We start from the raw sequence: 25,012 nt of genomic DNA, 5'->3' as shown, positions 1-25,012 counted from the left end.
GACTGAGCTTCGTCTTTTTCTGATGTTAACAAAGAAGAATGATCATGAGTGGACAAACGTTATACGACAAAATCTGGCAAACCCATCTGGTATCCGGGGATGACGAATCGGCACTGATTTATATCGATCGTCATATTATTCACGAGGTGACCTCAGCGCAGGCATTTGAAGGGCTGAAGCTGGCGGGGCGTCCTGTGTGGCGCAGCGATTCTGTTCTGGCGACTCCGGACCATCAGGTGCCAACAACGGATCGTGAAAAAGGCAAAGCGGGTTTTGTGGATAAGTTGGCCTTACTTCAGGTCAGCACCCTTGACGATAACTGTGATGAACACCAGATTGCCTACTTTAAGTTGCAGGACCATCGCCAGGGCATAGTGCATGTGGTTGGCCCTGAACAAGGTGCCTCACTGCCAGGCATGACCATAGTCTGTGGTGACTCCCACACCTCCACTCATGGCGCCTTTGCCACGCTGGCGCAGGGCATTGGTACTTCAGAAGTCGAGCATGTGCTGGCTACTCAGTGCCTTCAGCAGAAAAAATGCAAAAACATGCGGATCCGGGTCGAGGGCCAGTTGCAGTTTGGTGTCACGGCTAAAGACTTAATCCTGCATATCATTGCACTGTTAGGCACAGCGGGTGGCACAGGTTATGCGATTGAATACGCTGGTAGCACCATTCAGAGTTTATCGATGGAAGGCCGCTTGACGGTCTGTAATATGACCATTGAAGCCGGCGCCAGAAGTGGCCTGATTGCTTATGACCAGGTCACGGAAGATTACCTGCGTGGCTGTCCTTATGCGCCCAAAGGTGAACTATGGCAACAGGCGGTAAAGTACTGGCGCAGTTTGGTCAGTGACAGCGATGCTAAGTTTGATAAAGAGCTGGTGATCCGGGCCGAAGATATTCAGCCTCAGGTGAGCTGGGGCACCAAACCCGATCAGGTGGTTCCGGTGACCTCCACAGTGCCTCCTTTAACGGCTGCCAAAGATGCGGTGCAGCGCTCAGACTGGCAACGGGCCATGCAGTATATGGCGCTCAGTGAAGGTGAGGCCATGACAGCTTTGAAGCTGGATCAGGTGTTTATCGGTTCCTGCACTAATGGTCGGATTGAAGATATCCGTGCCGTGGCCAAAGTGGTCAAGGGCAAACAGGTGGCGCCGTCCATTAAACGCGCCATGGTGGTGCCAGGCTCAGGGTTGGTGAAACAGCAGGCCGAAGCCGAAGGGCTGGATAAAATCATTACTGCAGCCGGGCTGGAATGGCGTTATGCCGGTTGCTCCATGTGTAATGCGATGAATCCGGATTCGCTCGCCAGTGGTGAACGTTGTGCTTCGACGTCGAACCGGAATTTTGAAGGTCGGCAGGGTCAAGGCGGACGCACCCATCTGGTGTCTCCGGCTATGGCGGCGGCTGCGGCTATTGCCGGTCACTTTGTGGATATCCGGCAGGTGGAACTGGCATCACTGGGAGGGGAGCTCTAATGGCAGCTTTTATTTCCCATCAGGGCCTGGTTGCTCCCATGGACAGAGCGAATGTGGATACAGACGCCATTATGCCGAAGCAATATCTAAAATGTATTTTCAAAACGGGCTACGGTGGCTGGGCTTTTGATGACTGGCGTTATCTGGATAGCGGCGATGTTGAGATAGACGTCAACAGCAGGCGGCCAAACCCGGATTTTGAACTGAATCAGCCAGCTTATCAGGGCGCCAGTATTTTATTAGCGCGCGAAAATTTTGGTTGTGGTTCCAGCCGTGAACACGCGGTCTGGGGCATTCGGGATATGGGCTTTCGGGTGATTATCGCCACCAGTTTTGCCGATATTTTCTACAACAATTGCTTTAACAACGGCATATTAGCTATTAGTTTGACGGCTGAGCAGATTGAGCGATTGTTTGGTTTAGCTGAGCTGGGACTACGGTTAACCGTTGATTTAGACCAGACTGTGATTGTATTGCCCGATGGCGAATACATGAGGTTTAACATTGAGCCCAAGCGTCGGGAAAAAATGCTGCAGGGCCTGGATAACGTGGCCACCACCTTGTTACAGCGTGAGGTGATCCGAATCTTTGAAGGCCAGCATAAAGCGACACACCCTTATTATTTTTTAACCTTGAGGTAGGTTCTTTGGGTTGGTCTGCAGCGGGTTCCCTCCAACTGATAGCCAACCCGTTTTTTTCCAGCCAGCACAGGTTCAGGTCATTCGTCATGCCCATTTTGTTTTTCACTGTTCTTATCGACTTAATAGGTTTTGGCATGGTGATCCCCATCTTGCCATTTATGGCGCCGCAGTTTGGTGCCAGTCAATTTGATATTGCGATGCTGATTGTGGCCTACTCAGTTTGCGCCGGCCTGGTCGGTGGCTGGTGGGGCAAACTCAGTGACAGGCTTGGACGCAAACCTGTGATTATTTTTTGCCTGCTGGTGACAGCCCTGTCCTATGCTCTGCTGGCCTTTGCCACAACCTTAGTGGCGGTTTATGTGGCGCGGGTAATCGCTGGCAGTGTGGCCGGTATTTATGGAGTGGCTTCAGCTATGGTGGCGGATTTGTCGACACCAGAACAGCGCGCCAAAAGTATGGGGTTGATAGGTTCTGCCTTTGGTCTTGGTATGGTCGGAGGCCCTTTTCTAGGAGGAGTGCTGGCCGGTGATGAGATTAATTTTTTTCTCCCCTCTATGGTTGCTGCCAGTTTGTCTGTACTGGCCGCGCTGTTGGCGCTGTTCAAATTACCCGAGTCCCATGGTCGGGATCAGCGCCGCGCGCATAGAGCATGGCACCTGGAAACAGGTAAGGTCAGCTCGATCCGCTTGCTAAAACAAACCCATAACCTGTGGTTGATCGCCGAATTTCTGCTGCATTCGATGGTGGTTTCTACTGTCACTTACCTGTTCCCGCTCTGGATGGGAGAGACCTGGCAATGGGGACCGACAGAGGTCGGTATAGTGTTTGGCATTCAGGGTTTACTAATGGCGGTGTTACAGGCCAGGCTGGTTGGAGTATTAAGCCGCCGCTATGGCGAACTCTGGGTGCTGACAGGCGCAATTGTGCTGTTAATCCTTGGATTTGTTCTGGCGAGTCTGGCGCAACAGGAACACTGGATGATCCTGAGTTTCTTTTTGTGTATTACCGGCGCCAGCAGCTGTTCGCCCGTGTTGAATTCCTTGCTGTCAAAACGAACACCGCTGGAATACCGCGGCCGCATGATGGGCAATGCCAGTGCAATGGGGGCATGGGGCCGGGTCTGTGGCCCTTTGCTGGCAGGGACTCTGCTGACGCTTTCTGGGTTTTCACTGGCCTGGGCGGCCGGAATTCTGGTTGGGCTGCTGTTTTTAAGCTGGCCTTTGTACGAACGCAAGGGCCAGCTGTAGCTCTAGCTGGCGTCGTATTTTTTGGCCTGTTCCAGCAGGTTGTCTGCGCCAAGCAGTTGGTTGATTTGCATCAGGTCGAGCATAGGCTGGCTGAACTGTCCGGTAGATCCCTGCATCTGTATATGCTTTAGCAGCGCCTGAGCTGTTGGAACAAAGGCATGCAGCAGCGCCACCGGGTAAAGTGCCATTTTATAGCCTAGCGTTGCTAATTCAGCGGCACTGGCTACCGGGCTTGAACCCCCTTCCACCAGGTTATGCACCAGCGGCACTTTGGCGCCAAACTCCCGTGCAATGAGTTGCATGTGTTGCAGGGTTTTTGGTGCCTCGATAAACAATAAATCAGCACCGGCCTCCAGATAACAATGGGCTCTTTCCATGGCATCGTCAAAACCTGTTACACCAAGCGCATCGGTGCGGGCGACCAGCAGGGTGTGTTCATGCGCCCTGCTGTCGACGAAGGCGTGAATTTTACCCACCATTTCGGCGCAGCTGACCACGTTTTTTCCTTTCATATGACCGCAGCGTTTGGGCATCACCTGATCTTCCATTTGCATGGCACTGGCACCAGCACGCTCAAATACCCTGACGGTACGCTGGACGTTCAGTGCGTTGCCAAAGCCGGTGTCGATATCCACGATCAGTGGAAGATCGCTGATTTCCCGCATTAACTGGATGCAGCCTGCCACTTCAGCCATACCAATCAGGCCAATATCTGCAATGCCAAAACGGGAAAAGGCGATGCCAGCTCCTGAGACAAAACCGACGTCAAACCCTGCCTGCTCAACTAATCTGAGCGATAGCCCGTCAAAAACTCCCGGCGCTTTGATCAGGTTGTCCGCGGTGAGAGCGGCCTGCAGCCTTTGGTGATGCAATGTCATCAGCATGTTTTCCTACTCAGGGATAGCAATATGTTCGGCCAGTAAAGAGCCAAAACCACTAATACGGTCAGGAATACCATTACTGCGCAGCGCATGCCAGAAGGTCAGTGCATTGATGGCCAGCACAGGTTTGCCAAGTTCCTGCTCCAGCTGTGCTGCCAGTTCGACAAAATACAGATTGGTGCCTGCCTGTAATATCAGATCCACATCGTCACCATTAACCTGATCGACCAGAGCGCGGGTTTTGGCAAAGCCTTCATGAGCAATTTCTACTGGCCCGGGCGAACAGTGTCCGGCAATGCGCACGACTTCATAGCCAATGTCAGCCATAAATTTCACCACCTGATTATCACCCACTGGCATATAAGGTGAAATGACGCCGATCTTTTTCACTTTGGGGTAGCACTTTAAGGCATCCATAATGGCTTGAGCACCAAAGGTGACATTGCAGTTGCCTTTGGTCTGTGCAATATCATTGTATTTTTTAAATTCACGGTCAGAACGGCCTTTACCATCCCAGAAGGTTTCAGCCGAATAACCAAAAATTACATGGTCCGGGCGGCAGGTCAGCGCATCGATTAAACCTTGTTCGGTGGCTGCCCCTATCGCCTGCACCATTTCGACAAATTCTTGATCATTCGTTACTTTGAAGGGCGGGATCACACAAGCCCGGGTGGCCAGTACCACACCTTCAGGGCACATTTTGTGATACTCAGTTTCCACTGCTGTGTTAGTGGAAGGCACCAGTACGGCGAATTTTTTGCGATAACCGTAATAATCCAGAGTTGTCATGTTTTCTATTCCTCAGTTCAATGTTGTTAGGGTTGAATGTGTCAGATGGATGCTTTTACTTCGCCATGGTTGTCTTCAACTGACGGACCACTGCCTCTGAATAGCCTGTGCCAGAAAAAACAGGGTAATCACACAGCAGGTGGCAAGTATCAACGGGCTTTGCATGCCAAACAGCAGATAGATGCTGCCGGTAGAAAAGGTCGCCAGAGTGCGGGCCAAAGTGCCGGCTGATGAAAACAGCCCCATCACCCGGCCTTTTTCATGAGCTGCTGCTTTTTGTGACACTAAACTTTGAATGCAGGTGAGCATTAACCCGGTGGCTGCCGCCTGCATCGACATGGCCAGCAACACCAGCCAGTACAACTGGTTAGCACCGCTGATGATCATCAGCAGCATGGCTGCTGCGTACAGCCAGCTACTGAATTTCAGCAGCTGCTGTTCACCAAATTTGCGCGTTAGCTTACCCACCAGACCACCCTGCACTGCGGCCAGGGCGAAGCCGGACACCAGCAGCATGGGCGCCAGACCCTGAGGCCCGCTGATCAGTGTCAGGTCTTTGGCCCAGATTGGGAAAATCGATTCAAATAAGCCTGCGGCTACATTAAATAACACACCACAGCAGATGATCAGTAGCAGTAGCCGCTGAGAGTACAGACCTTTAAATGCTGTCCATTGCGAATACGGCGGTGCGGCGCGATTCTGCTGCCGGAGTTCTTTACTTAAGCTTTCTTTCAGGAATAAAGCGATGCCAACAAAGGAAACAAAAGACAAAGCCGCCGAGGTGAGGGCTGGCAGCATGAAGTTGGCTGCGGCAAACTGATCACCTGCCATAATGCTGCCCAGCGCAGGGCCAATGACAAAACCTAAACCAAAAGCGGCCCCAATCATGCCCATGCCTTTGGCTCTGTTGGATTCATCGGTTATATCGGCAATATAGGCCTGAGCGGCGGCGATGTTGCCAGCCATAGCTCCACTGAGCAAGCGGGACAAAGCCACCAGCCACAAGCTGTCGGCAAAGGCCAGTAGCAGATAACCCAGACTGGCACCCAACATACTTAACATCAATATGGGCTTGCGGCCATAACGATCACTTAAGCGGCCTAACAACGGGGCCGAGCAGAACATGGCAAAGGAATACAGTCCCATCAGCAGGGTTGCAGTCTGGGCATCACCGCCGAGCTGCAACACGTAATAGGCAAAAATAGGGATCATGATGCCAAAGCCAATCATGTCGGCGAGGATAACAATAAAAATATTTAACATGTCAGGTCCTGGAGCAAGGAGGCTGGTCCTCTGTGATGACGCCGGGTAAAAACGCCATGATTTGATGAGCATGCAGCCCGACCTGCCAGAGGCTGTCGGGGTTTTGTTGCCAGCAATACTTTAGTAACAGCCCTGTACTGTCTATCCAGAACGCCGCGTCATTTTGCTGCTGATAACGCTCAGACAAATACTGATAACGCTGAGTGTGGTACTGCCTGCCAGCGAGATGGATGACCTCTGCCGCCAGTTGTTTTGCACTGCGCGTGTTCTGTATTGGCATGAGCAAGGCAGATCTATTGGCCGGATCATGAATATCAGGCACCAGCGTTGGTAATGGGCCTGACAGGGCCAAGCTTTGGATCACCTGACCACTAAATACCCGCAGCAACGGAAAATAGGCAAAAGGCTCCGGGCGCATTTCATGGATTGAGAGAGGGCCTGTGTCACTTTTCAGTGCAATGCTGAGCCGCTTCTGCTGTTGGCAAAACTGATAATGGGCGCTGATATCGGCCAGACCAGCTTGTTGCCAGCGAATTTCACTGGCAAAGCTACCCGGCAGTGACGGCCTGTGTTGCCCATTGTTATCCGCAGGCTTAGTGAGATGCGACACCAGCAGTACTAATTGCTGTTCATCAACAAAGCGGCCACTGTGCGTCAGCAACTGACCTTGCGGGTTTCGTGCTTTAACCCAGGGTTCAGCAATAGCCTGCGCCTTGCCGTTAAGCACATAGTGGTAACAGCCCTGTTCGATCACCTGATAGCCCTTAGGTAAAGGGAAAACACTGAGTAAGCGGGTACAGTGATCAGTCACAATGGATAACTTCAATCAGTTCCACCAGCAGACCGCCCGTAGTGGCAGGGTCCAGATACACCATCTTTTTTGCGCTGGTTGAGGTTTTGGTCATGGTAATAACGCCGTCCGGGGTGACATGGCCCGGTTTGATGCCATGAGCCGCTAATAGCCGCATAGCTCCGTCAATATCCGTCACCTGCCAGGCGACATGATTAATGCCAGCACTGCCACAACTGCCGGGGGCCAGCAGCAGTGTTTTAAACTGGGCTGAAATGGGTTCGATGAGTTCAAACTCCATATTTTTTACCTTAATCAGCGCAAAACGTGCCGGTACATTTTCCGTCTGCTCAAAGGGCGGGATAACCAGAATATCCGCCTCTGTGCAGCCATACAGGCGCTGAAAATCAGCGATGCTGGCGGTCAGGTCGGACACGATATGCCCTACATGCTGAAAGCCAATTATATGGTCGGCCAGGATCTGTGTGGTGCTGGTCATCATCAGTTCCGCTCCTTGTTGCAGCAGCCTTTTTTGCTTTTCATATCTAACATTTGACTAAATGATATATTATTAATACATTATGTCTATACCGAAGCAGGATCACAACAAAAAAGGCTACAGATGAAACTCTTTATTCTTGGTTTGGGCCATGTAGGCAAAGCTCTGGCGAAAAAGCTAAAAGCCGACGGACATCAGGTCGTGGGCAGTACGACCACAGCGGCAAAAGTGGCTGGGCTGGAACCCCTTGTCGATGAGGTGGTGCTGTTAAAAGGTGAAGAAACGGCAAAGGTTGCGGCGGCGGCGGCTGGTTGTGACGCTATCATTGTCACTGTTGCGCCTAATGTCAGAAATACCCGCACTAAAGAAGAACGTGAAGTGCACTACGAACAGGTATTGGTGCGCAGTTGTCAGAGTGCGGCTATGGCTTGCCCGCGTGTGATCTTCTTATCGTCTTTTTCGGTGTATGGCGATGGTGGCGCAGGAACTGATGCCATAGATGAGCTGACGCCAACCGCCAATCATCAGGAACCTTCTTCTAAGTACTATCAACTGGCTGAGCAGCAGGTGCTGACTTCAACTTTGGGTTGTGTGCTGCGTTTCCCTGATATGTACGGTGCGCCAGGTGATTTTAGCTTCCCACAACGGGTCAAAATGGCCATTGATTATTTTGGTGGTAAAGCCATTTTCAGTGCGGATGCGCCTTTGTATGCCATTCATTTTGAAGATGTGGTGGCTGCGGTGCATCACGTGATCCAAGCCAGGCTTGCAGGCATCTTTAATGTCTGTGACAACGATCAACTGCCAGCCACCAACAAAGCAGTGTTTGACGCTATTTGTGATCAGAACGATTGGCCACGGCTGGAATTCCTCAATCAGATCAAAGCTCCCTTACGCAAAATCTCAGCAGCAAAAATTTATGCCACAGGCTATCAGGTGAAACACCCTGATCCAAATGCACCTATTGTTGCCAGCGTACCGGCTTGATTGATCAGTAAAGGAGAGTTCAGATGAGCACTGTAGTGATTACCGGCAGCACCAAAGGCATTGGCAAAGGCCTGGCAAACGAATTTGCTCTTTTAGGTCACAAGGTGGTGATCAGTGGCAGACGGCAGGATGATGTGGACGCCACACTGGCAGAGCTGGGTTATCCGGCGCAGCAAGTGGCTGGCCTGGCTTGTGACAGTGCCGACAAACCTCAGGTCGAAGCCTTATGGCAGTTCGCCTGTGACAGTTTCGGCGGAGTGGATATTTGGATTAATAACGCCGGTTTGGCCAGAACGGTCTGGTCTATCCTCGACACCCCGGATTCTGATATTCAGCAAATGGTTCATACCAATGTTGTCGGCACGATCAATGGCTGCAAAGTCGCAGCCAGTGGTATGAAAAAAGCGGCCAGTCAGGGTCTTGTCACAGAGTCACAGAAAATTTTCAATATGCTTGGCGGTGGCAGTGACGGCGAATATTTCGCGGGTATGGGCATCTATGGCACCACCAAACGTGGGCTGGACTACTTCACCACTGCGCTGAGCAAAGAGCTGCAGGCAGATCATATCCTGGTCGGCAAAATCCGTCCCGGCATGATTATTACCGAAGGAGTGATCCGCGAAGCTCAGGCTGATCCGCATAACTTTGAGAAGCGTCGCAGGTTTGCCAATCTGCTGTGTGACCACGTTGAAACTGTGGTGCCTTACCTGACCCGGGAAATCCTCGCTCTGAATAAAACCGGCCAAAAAATCCGTTGGTTAACACCGCTGAAAATGACGTTCCGCATGCTGTCAGGCTTTGTTCGGCCTGCACCGGATAAATTTACCCGTTACGGCCTGTGAGGCCCGCAACGCCCTTACCACGCAGCTACTAACAGAGAATGAAGATGTCATTGACGAAAAATAAAGAAACCAAAACCCTTGATGAATTTCTTGCCGAAAACCCGAATGTGGATGTCAGTCGTTACTGGGAGCGCTGTTGGGGCATATTGACTGCACTGAAACAGAAGATCACCGACAAGTTTCCTCATCTGAGTCAGCACCCCTCGACTTTTGATCGGGACTATTACACCTCGCCCAATGGCGAGTTTGAAGGTTCTTACGCTGCCTGGACCGGCAACGGTGTTGAGTGGTTAGTGAACTCCTGGATTGGCAACCGCAAGGCCAGCATTCTGGATATGAATACCACGGCCTTTCTTGGTCAGGAAACTGATGTGCCTCATCTGGTGATAGTGTTTGGCACAGTGCCGAAACTGTTTTGTTACTGCGATTACACCCCACGTAAAAACCTGCTGACCGATCCGGACTATCTGGATAAGTATTACGGTCCTGAGGTGAATGAGTGGTACATGAAGCTGCGCTCGCACCCGAATTTCCATTGGTCGGTCAGTCATGGCAGCTATATGCGCGCGCTGATCAACCCAGCCACTCAAAGCTTAATGGGTGAGTTAAACGACGAAAACATCAGCATTTTTGAAACCTACCTGCATCAGATGGTCGACCGCTGGCTGGGCTGGTTAGATCAGGCCAGCCCTGTACCTGAAGCCGAACGTCCGGCCCTGCAACGCAATGACCATATTATTCGGGAAATGAGTTATCGCCGCGACCCGATGAACAAACTGGCAGCCAATGTATTTGGCCAGGCCGAAGTGGAAAACATGATCGAACTGCGGATGGGCAAAGCTCAGATTGACGCCAGCACTACCTACTAAGACCGGATTGAGCGCAAAAGGGGCGAACAGATGACTGAGCAAGTGCAAGCCGCAGTGGTAAAAAACCTGTTAGGTGTCAGGCTGGTAGACGGTTTGAAACGTCGTAACTGGTTGGCCTACTTGTTTGCTGTATTGATTTCATCGGGTTATGCCGGTGCCTTGTCGATACTGCAACCCGGCTTACTGCAAGTGCTCGGGATCCCATATGCCGAACAGGCGACACTCACAGGTTTATTGGGTGGTCTGCAGGAGGTGGTATTTATCCTGATGATGGGGATCTATGGCGTGATGGCCGACCGCTTTGGTCGCAGGCTGATCTATGTCTTTGGTCTGGCAACCACAGCCATTGGCTTTGTCTTGTATGGCAGTGCCACCTCGGTGGAGCAGCTGGTGATCTATCGGCTGGTTGTGGCTTTTGGTTCTGCCGCTATGGTGGGCATGATGGTCACAGTAGTCGCCGACTATGCAACAGATTGCAGCCGGGGTAAAGCCAACGGAACTCAGGGCGCTATTGCCACCTTAGGCGCCTTTATTCCTCCTGTGCTGGCTGGTTTACCTCAAAGCTTTGTTGGGGCCGGTTACTCAGAAGCCGCAGCTCAACAGGCCACCTTTGCAGTGGCCGGAGCTCTGGGGGCTGTAGCAGCGCTGGTCGCATTGTTTGGCTTGTCGAAGCTTGTGGGCACTGTAGTGAAAGCCGAAAAAGAGTCTTTATTACAGATGTTGCGCCAGGGCGCTGTTGCTGCGAAAAAACCTGCTATTGCGCTGTCTTATGGTGCGGCTTTTATCTCCCGCGGCGATCTTGCCGTCACTGGTGCTTTTATGGGGTTGTGGCTGGTGCAGTACGGTACCGGCACACTGGGTCTGTCGACCAGTGATGCGATGGCGCAATTGGCAATGCCAGCCATTTTAATGGTCGTTGCCGGCGCTTTGGTTGGCTCAATCTTAACAGGTTATCTGAGTGACAAAGTCAGTCGTATCACTGCCGTTTCGATGGCTTCCGGTTTAGCGGGTTGTGTGTATAGCGCGATGTTTTTTGTCAGCGACCCAAGCGCCTCTGCCGTATTTCCGCTGCTGTTTGTAATGGGTATTGCGGAAATCAGTGCCTTTGTCTCCAGCCAGGCCTTAGTTGGCGAACAGGCTCCCGCAGATCGAAAAGGTGCTGTGATTGGTTTATTTGGTGTGGCTGGCGCGGTTGGGATCCTGGTGGCTACCACAGGTGGCGGATACCTGTTTGCGCACTTGTCACCATCCAGTCCCTTTGTGTTGTTCGGGGTGCTGAATTTAGTCGTTTTTATCTGGAGTTTGCTGCTGTCCAGATCTAAATCCAAACACGTATTAACAGAGCAAAATGTGTAATCAGGCAAGGTAAAATCATGACACAAAGCCAACTTGAAACTAAACCTATGATGACAGAAGAGTTCGCACGCCATTTAGCCAGCGGACTGAAAATGGATACCAGCGAAATCTATACGCAAGTGCTGAACCTGCGTGACCGTATTTGGGACTATGTCAGTGCAGAACTGGCCTTTACTGAAGATTTAGGCTGTGCAGATATCCACCAGTTTAATGACTTAACGGGTAACCCTCTGGGGAAAATGCGCACCTTTACTGGCAAGGGAAACAATCCGGTGGATTGGGTGATCCATTCCAACATTGGTTTGCCGGAAAATACCTTCACCAATATTCACCTGACCTTCTGGATGAAGGACAATACCGACATTCCGCATCTTGGACTGGCATTTGGTACCTTACCCGAAGCCTTTTATTATGCGGATTTGATGCCACGTTATGAGCTGGTAACCCACCCGAACTATGTGGAAAAATATTACGCGGCAGTGAATCAGATGGCGCTGGATCACCAGAAAGCTTTATATCAGGATGGTGTGAAACCTTTTCATGCTGCTATGCCCTTTATTCGCAGCAGTATCAGCCCTTGCGCCATCTGTGGTGTGGGGCCCTTAGCTTTCTTTCAGCAGCATGCGCAAGAGCAGATCATGGCTATGGTCAAATACTGGGTTGGGCTGGTAAAGCAGGCGAGCCCGGACAGCAGCGCTGAAGCTTGTGCTGAGCGCCGTCAGCGTGACTATCAGCAGCGTAAGAACATAGTTTATCTGGACCCTGCTAACCCTATTGCTGAACGTTTGGTCGGTAAAGAGGCGGCGGACAGATTGGTCAGGATTCTGGCGGGTGAAGAACGCAATGGCGAGCCTTATAGCCAGATCTGATCAAAGGGCTTAGTCCGGGCAAAGAGGCGGATTGTAGCTGTTGAACTATCCCTGCCCAGTGGCTTGTACTCAAGGAGACGTTGATGTTGAAAAAGATCGTGCTGGCAATTGTTGCACTGCTGGTTGTGGTCGTTACCGGCACCTTAGCCTGGATGAGTATTCCTTTCGCGTACCATAAGGATGAGACTGCAACAGCGCTGATTTCTTCCGATCAGGTTCGGGTGAGCCAGGGGGATTTTATTAGTTTTCAGCCGGTGCAGACCGCCCCTGTCAAAGGCATACTGTTTTATCCAGGCGGTAAAACCAGTGCTGAGACCTTTGCTCCTCTGATGCGGCGCTTTGCTGAGCAGGGTTATCTGGCGGTGATAGTGCCTATGCCATTTAACACGGCGTTTTTGGGGATCGACAAGGCAGATGACGTGGTCGCGGCCTATCCTGCTATTCAGCAGTGGGTCATTGCTGGTCATTCGTTAGGCGGCGTGGCTGCAGTTGAGTATGTCAAAACCGCTGATCTAAGCCGTTTCAAAGGCTTATTGCTGCTGGCTTCTTACCCGGCCAGCGATATCAGTCAGTTGGGCATTGCTGTAAAGTCGATTTCAGCTTCGAAGGATTTGCAGTCTACGCCACAAAAGATCAACGACAATAAGGCGAAATTGCCGGTCAACACAGACTATGTGGTGATTGAAAACGCCAACCACTGGCAGTTTGGCTCTTTTGCCGCAGAGGATGAACAGCAACAGGGTCTGCTCAGCCCGTCCGAACAGGCTGAACAGGTGTTTGCGCGAAGCTTAGCGTTTTTACAGGCTATACCCTGATGTCTTAAAGTGTTCGTCGTATCTGTACAATGCAACAGGACCTCAGTCCCTTGAGGTCCCGTTTTGCTTTAGTGGGTTGGGTTAACCCAGATCACTAAACAAATCTCTTTTATTAAAGCCGGCGGTCATAAAGCGCACAAAGGCTTTGCCGTTGGTTAACCATGCCACTTTGGTGCCAGATTTATCTGTGGCCAGTATGCCTTTCACCAGCCAGGGTGTGACAGTTTCGACAGTATCACCCAGGATATTGAAGATCTTTTTTACCTTCAGCCATTCAGCTGACGAGGTGTCGTAATCACCCACTAACAAATCAGTCACCACAATGCCGGGACTTAAGGTGTTCACCTGTACTGCTGTGCCTTTCAGTTCTTTTTGCAGTGATTTGTTTAAATAAGTCACAGCTCTTTTGGTCGCGCCGTAAATCGTCATGCCGGGTTGAGTGGCATCATTACTGCCAAAGCCTTCCATATTCCAGATCTGGCCGTGGTTTTGTGTTTTCATGCCTTTTAACGCGACGCTGCTCGCCAGCATCACACCGGCTAAATTGGTGGCGATAATACTGTGGATGGCTGCGGGGTCCTGTTGTTCCAGCGGTTTTCGCGGCAGGCTGATACCCGCGTTGTTGATCCAGATATCTACAGTTGAGAAGGTGGCAACCGCATGGTCCCACAGCGCCTGTAGCTGGTCGTAGCTGCTTACATCACAGGCAAGACCTGAGACCTGCTGTATGCCGAATTGCCCGGCAAACTGAGTGACAACTTCATCCACCTGAGCCTGCGACCGGCCGGTAATCACCACTTTACAGCCTTGTTTTAAAAAGTTCTCTGCCAATCCTTTACCTATGCCTCGGGTACTGCCGGTGATGATCACTGTTTTCATAGTTTTTTCCCAGTTCACGTCAGATTAATGCGTTAGTTATTGTTATAACTTTAATACAAATGTAAGCTAATGAATAGAGTAAATCTATGCAGGATGAGTTATGACAACGGTTTTTCCGGTGGGCAGCGTTGGCCACACCTTAATGCAACTCAGAGGCACCTGGCACGACAGTGTCGAGTTGTTCCATTTGGATGGCACTCCTTTAGTGGATGATACCCAGGCCGGCAGTGGCACCCCAGGGCAATCGCCTTTTGATAATCTGGTGTATATCGACTTTGACGGCCATTATTTCAAAATAACCAATGTGCATTTTCGTGGGCGTCCGGCTTTAGCCAAGACCTTTACCGGCGAATTAAAAAATGGTGTGCTGGTGTTTGATGCGATGGGGCCTGGTAGCTATGAAAACGTAGGAATGTCGGGGGGGCCGGGTATACTGACCTTTAGCGCCAGAACTTTAAATCAGGCCACCGATGTGTACATAGAACCGGATTTTATTATTGTCACAGCGCCAGGGCAACGTACCCGGCACACTGTGTTGTACCGGAATGGTCAGGCAACACGCACTTTGACCGCCAAGGGCGTGCGCTTATCGCCTTGTTGTGACGAGAGGCATCCGCTGGACCCAAGAGGTCTGGTTGGGGAGGTGCATGAGCCCAAATTTGAAGCCAAAATCTGGCAGCATTTGGTGTGAAACTATACGGCGCCTGAAGCTGATTCAGGCGCTTTTTATGGTGACTAAGCGATCACAGTGTCTTTTGAGTTGGACGACTCGGTGGTTAATACATCCACTTGTTGTTCAAAGACATTTTTTGCGGAAGAGGTTTTGACCGGGGCCACAGTTGGCATCTCGTCAAACACCCAGCCATCGCCATCCAGTAAGGCTTGTCTGCGGCCAGGAGAGGCGACAGTCAGCACCTTTTTGCCTTTATATTCGTCGCGGGCTCTGGTATCAATTTGCCAGCCTTTCTCTTCAATCAGTTTGCGCCGCGCCATTCGGAAAGTGCTCATAAACTTGTCTGATTTCACTGAAACCTCGTTGACCAGAGTTTCCGGCAGATAATAAGGTTGTGAAGCTTCAACAATAGTCGCGTCTTCGAGCAGAATGGTTTTCAGTCGTTTTAATGAGCCTTTATCAAAGAGCCCGATTTTAAAGAAACTGCGGAACTGCCAGGCAAAGGTGCGGGTGGTATGTTCGTCCACCGGAGTATTGGCGTCGAACATAACGATATGCCAGCCAGGGCGGATATCTATTTTAATGCGAACTATCATGCCAGGCAGATGCCATTCCGGATGCACTTTGGTTTCTTGTTTGTCTTTGCGCAAAAAGTTGCGCCAGCCCAGAAAGCCACCTTTTAGTTGCGGCGGATACATCACGTTGGTGGAGCGTGCCCACCACTCATGTTTTTCAACATTTTCGATAAAGTTATCTTCCGCTGTGCTGGGGTAACCGAAGACAGGGTGAACAAAGGATGCATGGGCAATATCAATGCCATTTTCCACGACGCGGGACGCTTCCGCTTTCCAGCTGAATTCAGTTTTCAAACCGCGCCAGTTGGCGGCATCACCGTATTCTGGCAGCGGTGGTATAGGGTAACGTTCTTCGGCAGGCAAATCGCCCATAAAAACCCATATCATGCCGTACTTTTCTTCGACATCGTAGGCATCCACTTTAAAGCGTTTTGGCACCTGAAAACTGTCCCCTTCAGACGGGATCTTCTGGCACTTACCTGTACCATTGTATTGCCAGCCATGATAAGGACACACGACACAATCACGTGTTTCATTGACCCAACCGCCGGATAAAGAACCGCCACGGTGAAGACACACATCTGCCATACATTTTACATTGCCTGCCAGATCGCGAAACAACACCAGATCCTGACCCAGCAATCTGGTTTTCACTGGTTTGTCTTTTACTGTGTCTGACCATTCTGCAACGTACCAAAGGTTCTTTAACATGGCCGCTTTTCCCTTAAGTTTATAATTTCTTTTATATTACAGTTGATGTCGATGACTGGATCGGCAGCATCTGGATTTTTACCTAGTTGCCCTGGAGTCGCCCGCTAGCAAACTCTCCGCAGAATTAGATGATTATATTTTTTAATATCAACAACTTAATCTAATCATTAGTCTGCGCACTCTGTGGTCACCCACATAACATTGCATTTAATGACATAATGATATGTCATTTAGGTTGAATTTAGCAAAGTTTTTGGCACTATGGTAGTCAGAAGACGTGCTTAAATCTGAATCGCCTGTTCCAGGCAGGGGCTCGATTGCGCAGTCAACAAAGCTGCAGCTTCAAGTACGACCGGTATAAATGCACAATTGGCCTGAGGTGTAGATGTCAGAATACAGAATTTGGGAATGCCAGGTGTGTGCCTGGATTTATGATGAAGCAAAAGGCTGTCCGGAGGAAGGTATAGCTGCCGGAACCCGCTGGGAGGATATTCCGCAAGAGTGGACCTGCCCTGAATGTGGTGTCAGCAAAGCTGATTTTGAAATGGTGGCCTTAAGTGGCGCTGCGTCAGGATCGACAAAAACAGAGTCGGCCACAGCGGCTGATGAGCTGGAGTACAGTATTTGGGAATGCCAGGTATGTAGCTGGGTTTATGATGAATCCAAAGGCTGGCCAGACGAGGGTATTGCGCCAGGCACCCGTTGGCAGGATATTCCTGCTGACTGGTTGTGTCCGGAATGTGGTGTTAGTAAAACCGACTTTGATATGCGCGAAATCAAACGTATCGCAGTTACTACTGCAGCCGCAAAAGTCTTACCTGACGTCGCGCCTGTTGTGGCAATTCAATCGGAGTCCATTGCGGCGCAGGCTCCCATCGTTATTATAGGCAGCGGCCTGGCGGCCTATAATCTGGTGAAGGAAATCCGCAAACTGGATCAGACCTGCGCTATTCAGATCTACACCAGCGATGATGGCAACTTTTATTCCAAACCTTTGTTATCTACCGGCTTTGCTAAAAATAAATCTGCTGCCGAGTTGGTTGGGCAGACGGCAGAACAAATGGCTGAGCAGTACCAGCTGCACATTCACATTTTTACCCGCATCACAGCTATTGATACACACACGAAGCAGATTGTGGTGGGTAACAACGGTAGCGTCCAGCCCTACAGCAAACTGGTAATTGCCACTGGCGCCACCTGCATTCAGCCACCTTTGGCCGGTAGTGGTCTGCATAAAGTGCATTCTGTGAATAATTTACTCGACTACGCCAGATTCAGAACACTGGCGAAACCAAAGCAAAAAATTCTGATTATTGGGGCTGGTTTAATTGGCTCCGAGTATGCCAATGATTTACTGCACGCTGGCTATCAGGTGGAGGTGGTGGATCCGATGCCAACAGTGCTGGCCAGCTTACTGCCCACTGTTGCCTCTGAATCCGTCGAGCGTGCGCTGCGCTTAGCCGGGGCTCGTTTTCATTTTGGTACTGTAGTGCAGCAGGTGGACAATCATCAGGACGGGGTGCTGGTCAAACTCAGCAACCAGCAAAAGCTTGAAGCGGATTTAGTGTTATCTGCCATAGGAGTCCGCCCCAATATGGCGTTGGCTCAGGCTGCCAATCTGGTCACGGATCGCGGCATTGTTACGGATAAATACTTACAGACCAGTGCCAGCGATGTGTATGCGATAGGCGATTGTGCTCAGGTAGAAAACCATCTGCTGTTTTATATCTTGCCGCTGTTGGCGCAGGTACGGGCTTTGGCAAAAACCCTGACAGGCAATAGCAGTCCTGTGCATTATCCGGTGATGCCTGTGATGGTTAAAACCACCTTATTCCCTGTGGTGGTAAATCCTCCGCCACGGCAGCAGGATGGCAGTCTGGTGCCTGGTGAGTGGGTGATAGAGCAGGCTTCTGATTTGGGGGTTAAAGCCCTGTATCGGCAAGGCAATCAATTGCTGGGTTTTGCACTGACAGGTGATCAGGTCAGTGCCAAAGCCGTATTGGAAAGGCAATGCCCGGCGCTGATGCCTTAAAGCAAGGCAAGTAAAAGTGTCCATAAAAACGCCACAAAAGTGGCGTTTTTTGCTGGTGAGACTAGCGGTACTCCAGGACAGAGAACCCTGAAGTTATGTCACGCAGCTCGCCACTTTGCAAAAACGCTTTAGCCTGCTGATCCTGCTTTAAATAAGCCGCCAGAAAGGCGGTTGAGGTGGCATTAAGCAGCATCAGTGCGTCCTGCTGTGGTGCCACATCACGTTCAGGCCGGCAAATCAGATTCCCCAGATAATGATCGGCACCCTGAGTCACCAGCATATAGTTGTTGCCGGCTAAGGCGGTATCAAAGGCCATTTGGTGCAGTTGCCATTCGGTAAAAAAGTATTTATCTATATCCCAGGTGCCTGTGCTATTAAAAGTCGGCGTGGACAGTTGCTGCCAGCTTTGCGTCGTGATTTCATCGAACATAGGGCCTGGCGGTGACAGTGCCACTATGGCTTTGACTCTGCCGTCCTGATAAAAATGATAGCTTTTGTTATCGGTATTGAAGCTGCCCGCACCACCAAACTGCTGTGCGGTAAAGGCGCCAAACGAATGTCCGGCCAACGCGATATGGTTCAGATCCGCTTTGTCTTTGAGCCCAGGCAGTAGCTGTTCCACCAGACTGTACTGGTTGATTAAATAATTGAAGTCTTTCACCCTGTGTTCTATTAAGCCAAAATTGCCGTAGCGCAGACTGTTCAGGATGCCACGGACTCTTGAGCAGCAATCCAGATGGTTGGGGGCAACCACCACATAACCATGACTAACCCAATACTGAATCACCTTGTCGTACTTGTCTTTGGATGACCAGTTGCCGTGCGAAAAAAAGATGATCGGATACTGATCACCCTGCTGCGGGTAAAACACGCTTAAGGTCAATTCACGATAATCCTCACTGGCAGGCAGAATGAGATCGCGCTCTGTCACCACAGTCAACTGCCCCTGTTGCAGATAGGGAATCTGGCTTAATTGGCCGGGTTCAACACTCAGAGGATTGGCTGCAGGCAGCTCTGGCTCACTACAACCCAGCATAAAAATACCTAGTATCAGCGCTATCAGGGGTCTGCTCATAGGTGTACTCTTTCTCTTATGATCTAAATTTTTTATTTCAGCTCAGCAAGCTGTGACTGGACAAAGTGTGCAGTATCCAGAGCAGACTGCAGTGGATTCTCCAGCGGGATCACATGGCCTATGCCCGGATAAACAATGCTTTGTACCGCCTTGCTTGCGGTCAGTTTTTGTTTAAATAACTCAACATGTTCCACCGGCAACTGCGGATTTTGCTCTCCCCACATCAACAGTACCGGCGAAGTGATGCTGGCCAGCAACGGTGATACATCGCCTTTTTCATAGGCACGCATTCGCTGGTATTCCGCCATACGATTGCCTTCCCGGCGGTACATATCGAAAAATTCGCTGAGTAACTCCGGGGTCACCAGACGATCATCCACAATGGGAGCCTTTAAGAAGCCTTCAAATAATCCTTCCGGTAGCAGGTAAAACAGAAAACCACCCCAGGCAGGCAGGGGTTTATCCATATATTTGTTGGAAGTTTTTGGCATGCCAGGTGCGTTGATTAACACCAGGCTTTGGCTGCGCTCTGGATAGCGGGCAGCAAAGGTATAGGCAATGCCTGCACCGGTGGATGAACCAACAATACTCGCTTTTTGGATTTGCAGATGATCCAGCAGGCCAGTTAATAACTGGCTACCCCGCTCGCGGGAATAATCGCCACTGGGATCAGGTCCTGTCAGGCCGTGACTGGTCAGATCAAAGCGCACTAACGTGAATCTGCTACTTAACTGATCCACCCAGGGCTGCCATTGGCGCATGGTGTAAAAATGGGAGTGGATCAGCACCAGGACCGGGCCTTGCCCCTCCACTTTGTAACGCAGATGAACACCATCGATCGTCACCTGTTGCAGATGAGCGCCACCATAACGTTGTTCCAGTTCTTCAACCGGCAGATCCCGGTACGCCAGCAGCACCCAAATGATATAAGCTGCTATGAGCAGAAACAGCGCCTTCAGAGGCCACAACAGCAGACGCCAGCGACTCATGCTGAAACCTGCTGTCGGCTCGTCCTGACACTGACTTGTTTATGGCTGGCAATCAGGCTCAGCACAAAAACGATTTCAGCCAGATTGCCGGCAATAAAACCCCATTTTTGCCCTGCAGTTGCACCATTAACGATAAATATAAACAAGGAGCCTAAAAACAGGATTTTTAAGCCGCTTTTGCGCCATACATAAGCAGCCAGCAGAATAGTGAACAGGTTTGTCAGTATGGTGGCTATGGGGGCCGAACCATGGGCATTTGACATACGGCGGATGCCAAACTGGCTATTCTCCACCAGTTCCAGCCCAACCAGTTCCTGGCTGATACCAAAAGCCAGAGCAGCCAAAGTGGCTGAAACGCAAAGCAGAAAAAACGGCTTGCTTTGTCCTAACGTCAGGCCGCAGTCGCGAATAATGGAGTAGGTAAACAAACTCAAAAACGGCAAACTCAGCACATGGAAATAGAAGCGTCCCATGCTGGCCGTGGTAAACCAGGGGTGCTCAATAAACCAATAACCGCTGGCTACAATCAGATTGTCGTACGTCATGCCACAAAGCAGTACCGCAAGAAAAAACCTGCGCCATTGCCCGTTGCCGTTGCCGTGGCTGGCGGGCAAGGAGCGAATCACATAAAGCAACAACGCAATATCAATAATGGCAATAGTGAGATTTAACAGTGAAAGCATCGCGTGTTGATCCTTAAGTGTTTTTACTATGTAAAGCACATTAAAAAGCAATAGCTCTTTGCTTTCAAGATAAAAGTTATATTGTTATGTCATTTTGCTTCTCTGTGTTCAGAATGAACACGCCCGCTCACCTCTCTTTTGGTAAAATCTCAATCTTTACGATCTCTTTACGCCCTTCACTTTTATCCATCTGGAGACTTTACGCCTCTGGCTTCTAAGCTTTGCAGCGGATTTATACCACTGAGGATGCCGAGATGGGCTGGTTGTTATTGATGTTGATTGGCGCCTTAAGCGCTTTGTTGATTTACGCCATGTTGGCACCGGAAAAGTTCTGAGGAGCCATTGATGGACGTTATGTTGATTTTAGCTTTGGCTTTGCTGTTGGCATGGCCTTTGCGCGCTTATATGGTCGGAATTTTTTCCGGTCAGAAGCATTGGAGTGACAAGGTGTTTGGTCCTGTTGAAAACGGGATTTTCAAAGTTTTGGGCGTAAAAGCCAGCGCAGGTATGAACTGGAAAAGCTATGGTATAGCTTTTTTAATCAGTAACCTGGTGCTGGGCGTGATCGCCTTTTTGCTGTTGATGTTCCAGCATGTATTGCCGATGAACCCGGATGGCATAGGGCCATTGAGTTGGGATTTAGCGCTGCATACGGCTGTATCCTTTTTAACTAATACCAACCAACAACATTATTCTGGCCAGGCTCAGCTGAGCTATTTAAGCCAGGGTTTTGTTATTGTCACTTTGCAGTTTGTTACTCCTGCTATGGGTTTGGCTGTTTGTCTGGCGGTATTACGTGGTTTGATGGGCGGTCGTAATTCTGCTGAAGCCGCTGAAGGTGAAGAGCGTGATTTAGGTAACTACTATCAGGACACTGTGCGCGCTGTGCTGCGGTTGATGTTGCCTTTAGCTGCTGTAGTGGCGCTGTTATTAGCCAGCCAGGGTGTGCCTTCAAGTTATCAGGCCAGTCCAACAGTACCGGTACTGGAACAAGGCCAGAGTCTTACAGAGCAGAAGATCCCATTAGGCCCTGTTGCCGCTATGGTCGCTATTAAACAACTGGGTACTAATGGTGGTGGCTGGTATGGCCCTAACAGTTCTAACCCGCTGGAAAATCCAACTCCCGTAGCTAATGCCATTGAAACCATAGCGCTGGTGCTGATCCCTATCGCCATTGTGTTTATGGCCGGTGGTCTGCTGCGTCAACGTGGTTTTGCCAGAATGTCTTTGGCCGTGATGGGCTTTTTAAGCCTGCTTTGTGTTGGCGCCGCTATTTACAGCGAGCAGCAGCCGAATGTTGCTTTTACGGGTTTAGCTCAGCAAACGGGTAATATGGAAGGCAAAGAGGTACGGCTAGGCACCGACTTATCCGCACTTTGGGCCACGCTCACCACTCAAACCTCCAATGGTTCAGTTAATGCAATGCATGACTCACTGAACCCTGTAGCTGGCTTAGTCACCCGTTCCGGCATGCTGATCAATGCCATCTGGGGCGGTATTGGTTGTGGTTTTGTGAACTTTATTGTCTACGTCTGGATAGCGGTGTTTATTGCCGGTCTGATGATAGGCCGCACACCGGAAATCTTTGGCCGTAAGCTGGAAAAAACCGAAATCAGCTGGCTTGGTGTATTGCTGGTATTGCCCAGTGCGGTGATTTTAACTTTTACAGCTATCACAGTGGCTATCCCTTCAATTACCGGCAACAGCAACCCTGGTTTGCACGGTATTGCCCAGGTGTTTTATGAATACACTTCAGCTTTTGCCAACAATGGTTCTGGTTTTGAAGGCTTAGGCGACAACACGCAGTGGTGGAATATCAGCTGTGTGATTGTGCTGTTACTGGGTCGTTATTTACCGCTAGTGATCCCGCTGGTGATTGCAGGTTTATTGGCGAAAAAACGTCAGATCCCAGTCAGCAACGGTACCTTACCTCTGCATAACCTGACCTTTGGTGTCACTTTGGTCACAGTGATTTTAATCCTGAATTTCCTGTCCTTTTTACCTTCTATGGTGCTGGGCCCAATTGGCGAAGCACTGGAATTAACTTCTATTGCAGGTGATTTAAAATGAGTAATGCCTTAGCTCAGGCCAGCGTACAGGCTTTTGTAAAACTACAGCCACAACTGGCGATTAAAAGCCCTGTGATGCTGGTGGTATGGATGGGTACAGTGCTGGCGCTGGGTATGACAGCCAACAGTGTAATAAATGGCAAAGACTACGGCTTTGAACTGGCCAGCAGTCTGATCCTGTTTTTCACCTTATGGTTTGCTAACTTTGCCGAAGCTATAGCCGAAGCCCGTGGCCGTGGTCAGGCTGCCAGCTTAAAAGCAACCCGTCGTGATTTAACAGCTCAGTTGCTGCGTGAATCCGAAGAACCTATAGCAGTATCCGCCAGTCAGTTAAAAGCCGGTGACAAAGTGCTGGTGGAAGCAGGCCAGTTTGTGCCAGCAGACGGTGAAATTGTAGTAGGTGTTGCCACTATCAATGAGTCGGCCTTAACAGGTGAATCAGCGCCAGTGCTGCGTGAAGCCGGTACCGACCACTCAGGTGTTATTGCCGGTACCAAGGTATTGAACGGTACTATTACTGTGATGGTGACGGCAGAAGCTGGTCATAGTTTCCTTGATAAAATGATCAGCTTGGTTGAAGGCACCAACAGACAAAAAACACCAAACGAGCTGGCGCTGACAGTGCTGTTAGCCGCTTTAACTTTAGTGTTTTTAATAGCTGTGGCGACCTTACCAGCCATGGCTGCTTTTGTTGGGATCGAACTTGATCTGTTGATGCTGATAGCGCTGGTGGTCTGTTTAATTCCAACCACTATTGCCGGTTTATTGCCTGCCATAGGTATTGCCGGTATGAACCGCGCTTTGGCTGCCAATGTGATTGCCAAGTCGGGTAAAGCTGTTGAAGTAGCGGGTGATATCGATACTTTATTGCTGGATAAAACCGGCACCATCACTTTTGGTGACCGTCAGGCGACTGCGTTTTTTGCGCTGCCAGGTGTCGCTCAGTCTGAACTGGTGCGTGGCGCTGTGCTTTGCTCAGTGCAGGATCCAACGCCTGAAGGTAAATCTGTGGTGCGTCTGGCGCAGGAGCAAGGTGCTGCAGCTGAAACTCTGCCAGACAATGCCCAGTTTATTCCATTCAGCGCTCAAACCCGTTTATCAGGTGTGCAACTGGATAACGGTGAACACTGGGTGAAAGGCGCTGCCGATGCGGTAAAAAAATGGGCGCAAAGCCGCGGTTTGGCTGTGCCAAACAGTCTGGACCCTATAGTCACCAAAGTGGCGCAACAAGGCGCAACGCCTTTAGTTGTGGCCAATCAGCAACGTATTTTGGGTGTGATCCAATTATCTGATGTGATTAAACCTGGTGTGGCTGAGCGTTTTGCCGAGCTGCGTGCTTTAGGTGTACGCACCATTATGGTCACAGGTGACAACCCTATTACTGCTGGCGCTATTGCCGCTGCTGCTGGTGTCGATGACTTTGTAGCTGAAGCCCGCCCTGAAGACAAACTTGCGCTTATTCGCCGCGAACAGGCTTTAGGCCGCTTAGTCGCTATGGTCGGTGACGGCACCAACGATGCGCCTGCTTTAGCTCAGGCCGACGTCGGCTTAGCCATGAATTCCGGTACTCAGGCCGCCAAAGAAGCAGGCAATATGGTGGATCTGGATTCAGATCCAACCAAGCTGCTGGCCGTGGTGGAAGTAGGCAAACAGTTGCTGATCACCCGTGGCGCTTTAACCACCTTCTCTTTAGCCAATGATGTGGCCAAGTACTTTGTCATAGTGCCAGCCGTTTTTGCGGCCGCTATGCCTGGTATTGCTGCGCTGAATTTTATGCAGCTGCCGGACCCAAAAATGGCGGTGTTATCTGCACTGATTTTTAATGCGCTGATTATTCCGGCCTTAATTCCGCTGGCACTCAAAGGTGTAAAAATCCGTGCCATCAGTGCTGAAAAACTGTTACGCAACAATATGTTGATCTTCGGTTTAGGTGGGGTGTTATTGCCTTTTGCCGCGATCAAATTGATTGATGTTTTACTGAACTGGATGTTTTAACT

At 50.4% G+C, this 25,012-nt stretch carries 23 protein-coding genes; 13 read left to right on the top strand and 10 right to left on the bottom strand.

The features are described 5' to 3' along the window. The first annotated feature begins 44 nt into the window (after positions 1-44). The 3 genes from leuC (at position 45) to P3C17_RS09635 (ending at position 3,369) form a co-directional block, all read left to right on the top strand. On the top strand, positions 45-1,481 hold the full coding sequence (gene leuC, locus P3C17_RS09645; protein ID WP_300929239.1) for a 3-isopropylmalate dehydratase large subunit: 1,437 nt from the start codon (positions 45-47) through the stop codon (positions 1,479-1,481). Then, positions 1,481-2,122: a 3-isopropylmalate dehydratase small subunit gene (gene leuD / locus P3C17_RS09640; RefSeq protein ID WP_300929238.1), complete on the top strand. Its 642-nt coding sequence runs from the start codon at positions 1,481-1,483 to the stop codon at positions 2,120-2,122. Before leuC ends, leuD begins: the two co-directional genes overlap by 1 nt. An 86-nt stretch (positions 2,123-2,208) precedes the next feature. Continuing rightward, positions 2,209-3,369 (top strand): MFS transporter, encoded by a 1,161-nt coding sequence (locus tag P3C17_RS09635; RefSeq protein WP_300929237.1) that lies wholly within the window; start codon positions 2,209-2,211, stop codon positions 3,367-3,369. 2 nt (positions 3,370-3,371) lie between these two features. Here the strand turns inward: P3C17_RS09635 and P3C17_RS09630 are convergent, their stop codons facing one another. From P3C17_RS09630 to P3C17_RS09610, 5 genes are all read right to left on the bottom strand, one after another. After that, positions 3,372-4,247: an isocitrate lyase/phosphoenolpyruvate mutase family protein gene (locus P3C17_RS09630; RefSeq protein WP_300929236.1), complete on the bottom strand. Its 876-nt coding sequence runs from the start codon at positions 4,245-4,247 to the stop codon at positions 3,372-3,374. A 12-nt stretch (positions 4,248-4,259) separates the two neighbouring features. After that, positions 4,260-5,039, bottom strand: a complete 780-nt coding sequence (locus P3C17_RS09625; protein WP_300929235.1) for a hypothetical protein — start codon at positions 5,037-5,039, stop codon at positions 4,260-4,262. Between the two features lie 75 nt (positions 5,040-5,114). Then, complete coding sequence (locus tag P3C17_RS09620; protein WP_300929234.1) at positions 5,115-6,302, bottom strand: MFS transporter; 1,188 nt, start codon at positions 6,300-6,302, stop codon at positions 5,115-5,117. Between the two features lies 1 nt (position 6,303). Next, entirely contained in the window at positions 6,304-7,128 is an 825-nt protein-coding gene (locus P3C17_RS09615) for a hypothetical protein (RefSeq protein WP_300929233.1), read from the bottom strand. Next, a complete protein-coding gene (locus tag P3C17_RS09610; RefSeq protein ID WP_300929232.1) occupies positions 7,106-7,594 on the bottom strand; it encodes a VOC family protein in 489 nt (162 codons plus the stop codon). Before P3C17_RS09610 ends, P3C17_RS09615 begins: the two co-directional genes overlap by 23 nt. 120 nt (positions 7,595-7,714) lie before the next feature. Here P3C17_RS09610 and P3C17_RS09605 point away from each other — a divergent pair, with 120 nt between their 5' ends. The 6 genes from P3C17_RS09605 (at position 7,715) to P3C17_RS09580 (ending at position 13,329) form a co-directional block, all read left to right on the top strand. Then, positions 7,715-8,578, top strand: coding sequence for an NAD-dependent epimerase/dehydratase family protein (locus P3C17_RS09605; protein WP_300929231.1), 864 nt, complete (start codon positions 7,715-7,717; stop codon positions 8,576-8,578). A 23-nt stretch (positions 8,579-8,601) separates the two neighbouring features. After that, on the top strand, positions 8,602-9,420 hold the full coding sequence (locus P3C17_RS09600) for an SDR family oxidoreductase (protein ID WP_300929230.1): 819 nt from the start codon (positions 8,602-8,604) through the stop codon (positions 9,418-9,420). A gap of 44 nt (positions 9,421-9,464) precedes the next feature. After that, positions 9,465-10,289: a hypothetical protein gene (locus tag P3C17_RS09595; protein WP_300929229.1), complete on the top strand. Its 825-nt coding sequence runs from the start codon at positions 9,465-9,467 to the stop codon at positions 10,287-10,289. Between the two features lie 30 nt (positions 10,290-10,319). Further along, entirely contained in the window at positions 10,320-11,645 is a 1,326-nt protein-coding gene (locus P3C17_RS09590) for an MFS transporter (RefSeq protein ID WP_300929228.1), read from the top strand. A 17-nt stretch (positions 11,646-11,662) separates the two neighbouring features. After that, on the top strand, positions 11,663-12,514 hold the full coding sequence (locus P3C17_RS09585) for a hypothetical protein (protein ID WP_300929227.1): 852 nt from the start codon (positions 11,663-11,665) through the stop codon (positions 12,512-12,514). 83 nt (positions 12,515-12,597) lie between these two features. Further along, positions 12,598-13,329 carry an alpha/beta hydrolase gene (locus tag P3C17_RS09580; RefSeq protein ID WP_300929226.1) on the top strand — a complete coding sequence of 244 codons (732 nt, stop codon included), beginning with the start codon at positions 12,598-12,600 and terminating at the stop codon, positions 13,327-13,329. An 81-nt stretch (positions 13,330-13,410) separates the two neighbouring features. Here the strand turns inward: P3C17_RS09580 and P3C17_RS09575 are convergent, their stop codons facing one another. Beyond that, a complete protein-coding gene (locus P3C17_RS09575; RefSeq protein WP_300929225.1) occupies positions 13,411-14,208 on the bottom strand; it encodes an SDR family oxidoreductase in 798 nt (265 codons plus the stop codon). 100 nt (positions 14,209-14,308) lie between these two features. Between P3C17_RS09575 and P3C17_RS09570 the strand changes: the two genes are divergently transcribed. Next, positions 14,309-14,899 (top strand): hypothetical protein, encoded by a 591-nt coding sequence (locus P3C17_RS09570; RefSeq protein WP_300929224.1) that lies wholly within the window; start codon positions 14,309-14,311, stop codon positions 14,897-14,899. A gap of 44 nt (positions 14,900-14,943) precedes the next feature. On the opposite strand, the gene P3C17_RS09565 is transcribed toward P3C17_RS09570, so the two are convergent. Further along, the gene (locus tag P3C17_RS09565) at positions 14,944-16,167 is read right to left on the bottom strand and encodes an aromatic ring-hydroxylating dioxygenase subunit alpha (RefSeq protein ID WP_300929223.1); all 1,224 of its coding nucleotides are present in this window, start codon (positions 16,165-16,167) and stop codon (positions 14,944-14,946) included. Between the two features lie 385 nt (positions 16,168-16,552). On the opposite strand from P3C17_RS09565, the gene P3C17_RS09555 reads away from it, so the two are divergent. Further along, the gene (locus P3C17_RS09555) at positions 16,553-18,199 is read left to right on the top strand and encodes an FAD-dependent oxidoreductase (RefSeq protein ID WP_346015659.1); all 1,647 of its coding nucleotides are present in this window, start codon (positions 16,553-16,555) and stop codon (positions 18,197-18,199) included. A gap of 61 nt (positions 18,200-18,260) precedes the next feature. Here P3C17_RS09555 and P3C17_RS09550 read toward each other — a convergent pair whose 3' ends face one another. The 3 genes from P3C17_RS09550 to P3C17_RS09540 are packed head-to-tail and all read right to left on the bottom strand — an operon-like array spanning position 18,261 to position 20,946. Beyond that, on the bottom strand, positions 18,261-19,274 hold the full coding sequence (locus P3C17_RS09550; RefSeq protein WP_300929222.1) for a hypothetical protein: 1,014 nt from the start codon (positions 19,272-19,274) through the stop codon (positions 18,261-18,263). A 32-nt stretch (positions 19,275-19,306) separates the two neighbouring features. After that, positions 19,307-20,263 (bottom strand): alpha/beta hydrolase, encoded by a 957-nt coding sequence (locus tag P3C17_RS09545; RefSeq protein WP_300929221.1) that lies wholly within the window; start codon positions 20,261-20,263, stop codon positions 19,307-19,309. Then, positions 20,260-20,946 carry a hypothetical protein gene (locus tag P3C17_RS09540; RefSeq protein WP_300929220.1) on the bottom strand — a complete coding sequence of 229 codons (687 nt, stop codon included), beginning with the start codon at positions 20,944-20,946 and terminating at the stop codon, positions 20,260-20,262. The genes P3C17_RS09545 and P3C17_RS09540 overlap by 4 nt, the downstream gene beginning before the upstream one ends. 345 nt (positions 20,947-21,291) lie before the next feature. Here P3C17_RS09540 and kdpA point away from each other — a divergent pair, with 345 nt between their 5' ends. After that, positions 21,292-23,016: a potassium-transporting ATPase subunit KdpA gene (gene kdpA, locus P3C17_RS09535; protein ID WP_300929219.1), complete on the top strand. Its 1,725-nt coding sequence runs from the start codon at positions 21,292-21,294 to the stop codon at positions 23,014-23,016. Then, positions 23,013-25,010 (top strand): potassium-transporting ATPase subunit KdpB, encoded by a 1,998-nt coding sequence (gene kdpB, locus P3C17_RS09530; RefSeq protein WP_300929218.1) that lies wholly within the window; start codon positions 23,013-23,015, stop codon positions 25,008-25,010. Before kdpA ends, kdpB begins: the two co-directional genes overlap by 4 nt. Positions 25,011-25,012: the final 2 nt, after the last annotated feature.

The organism is Rheinheimera sp. 1928-s (genome assembly GCF_029269265.1).
Lineage (GTDB): Bacteria > Pseudomonadota > Gammaproteobacteria > Enterobacterales > Alteromonadaceae > Pararheinheimera.
This window is presented reverse-complemented; position numbering and strand designations above follow the sequence as displayed.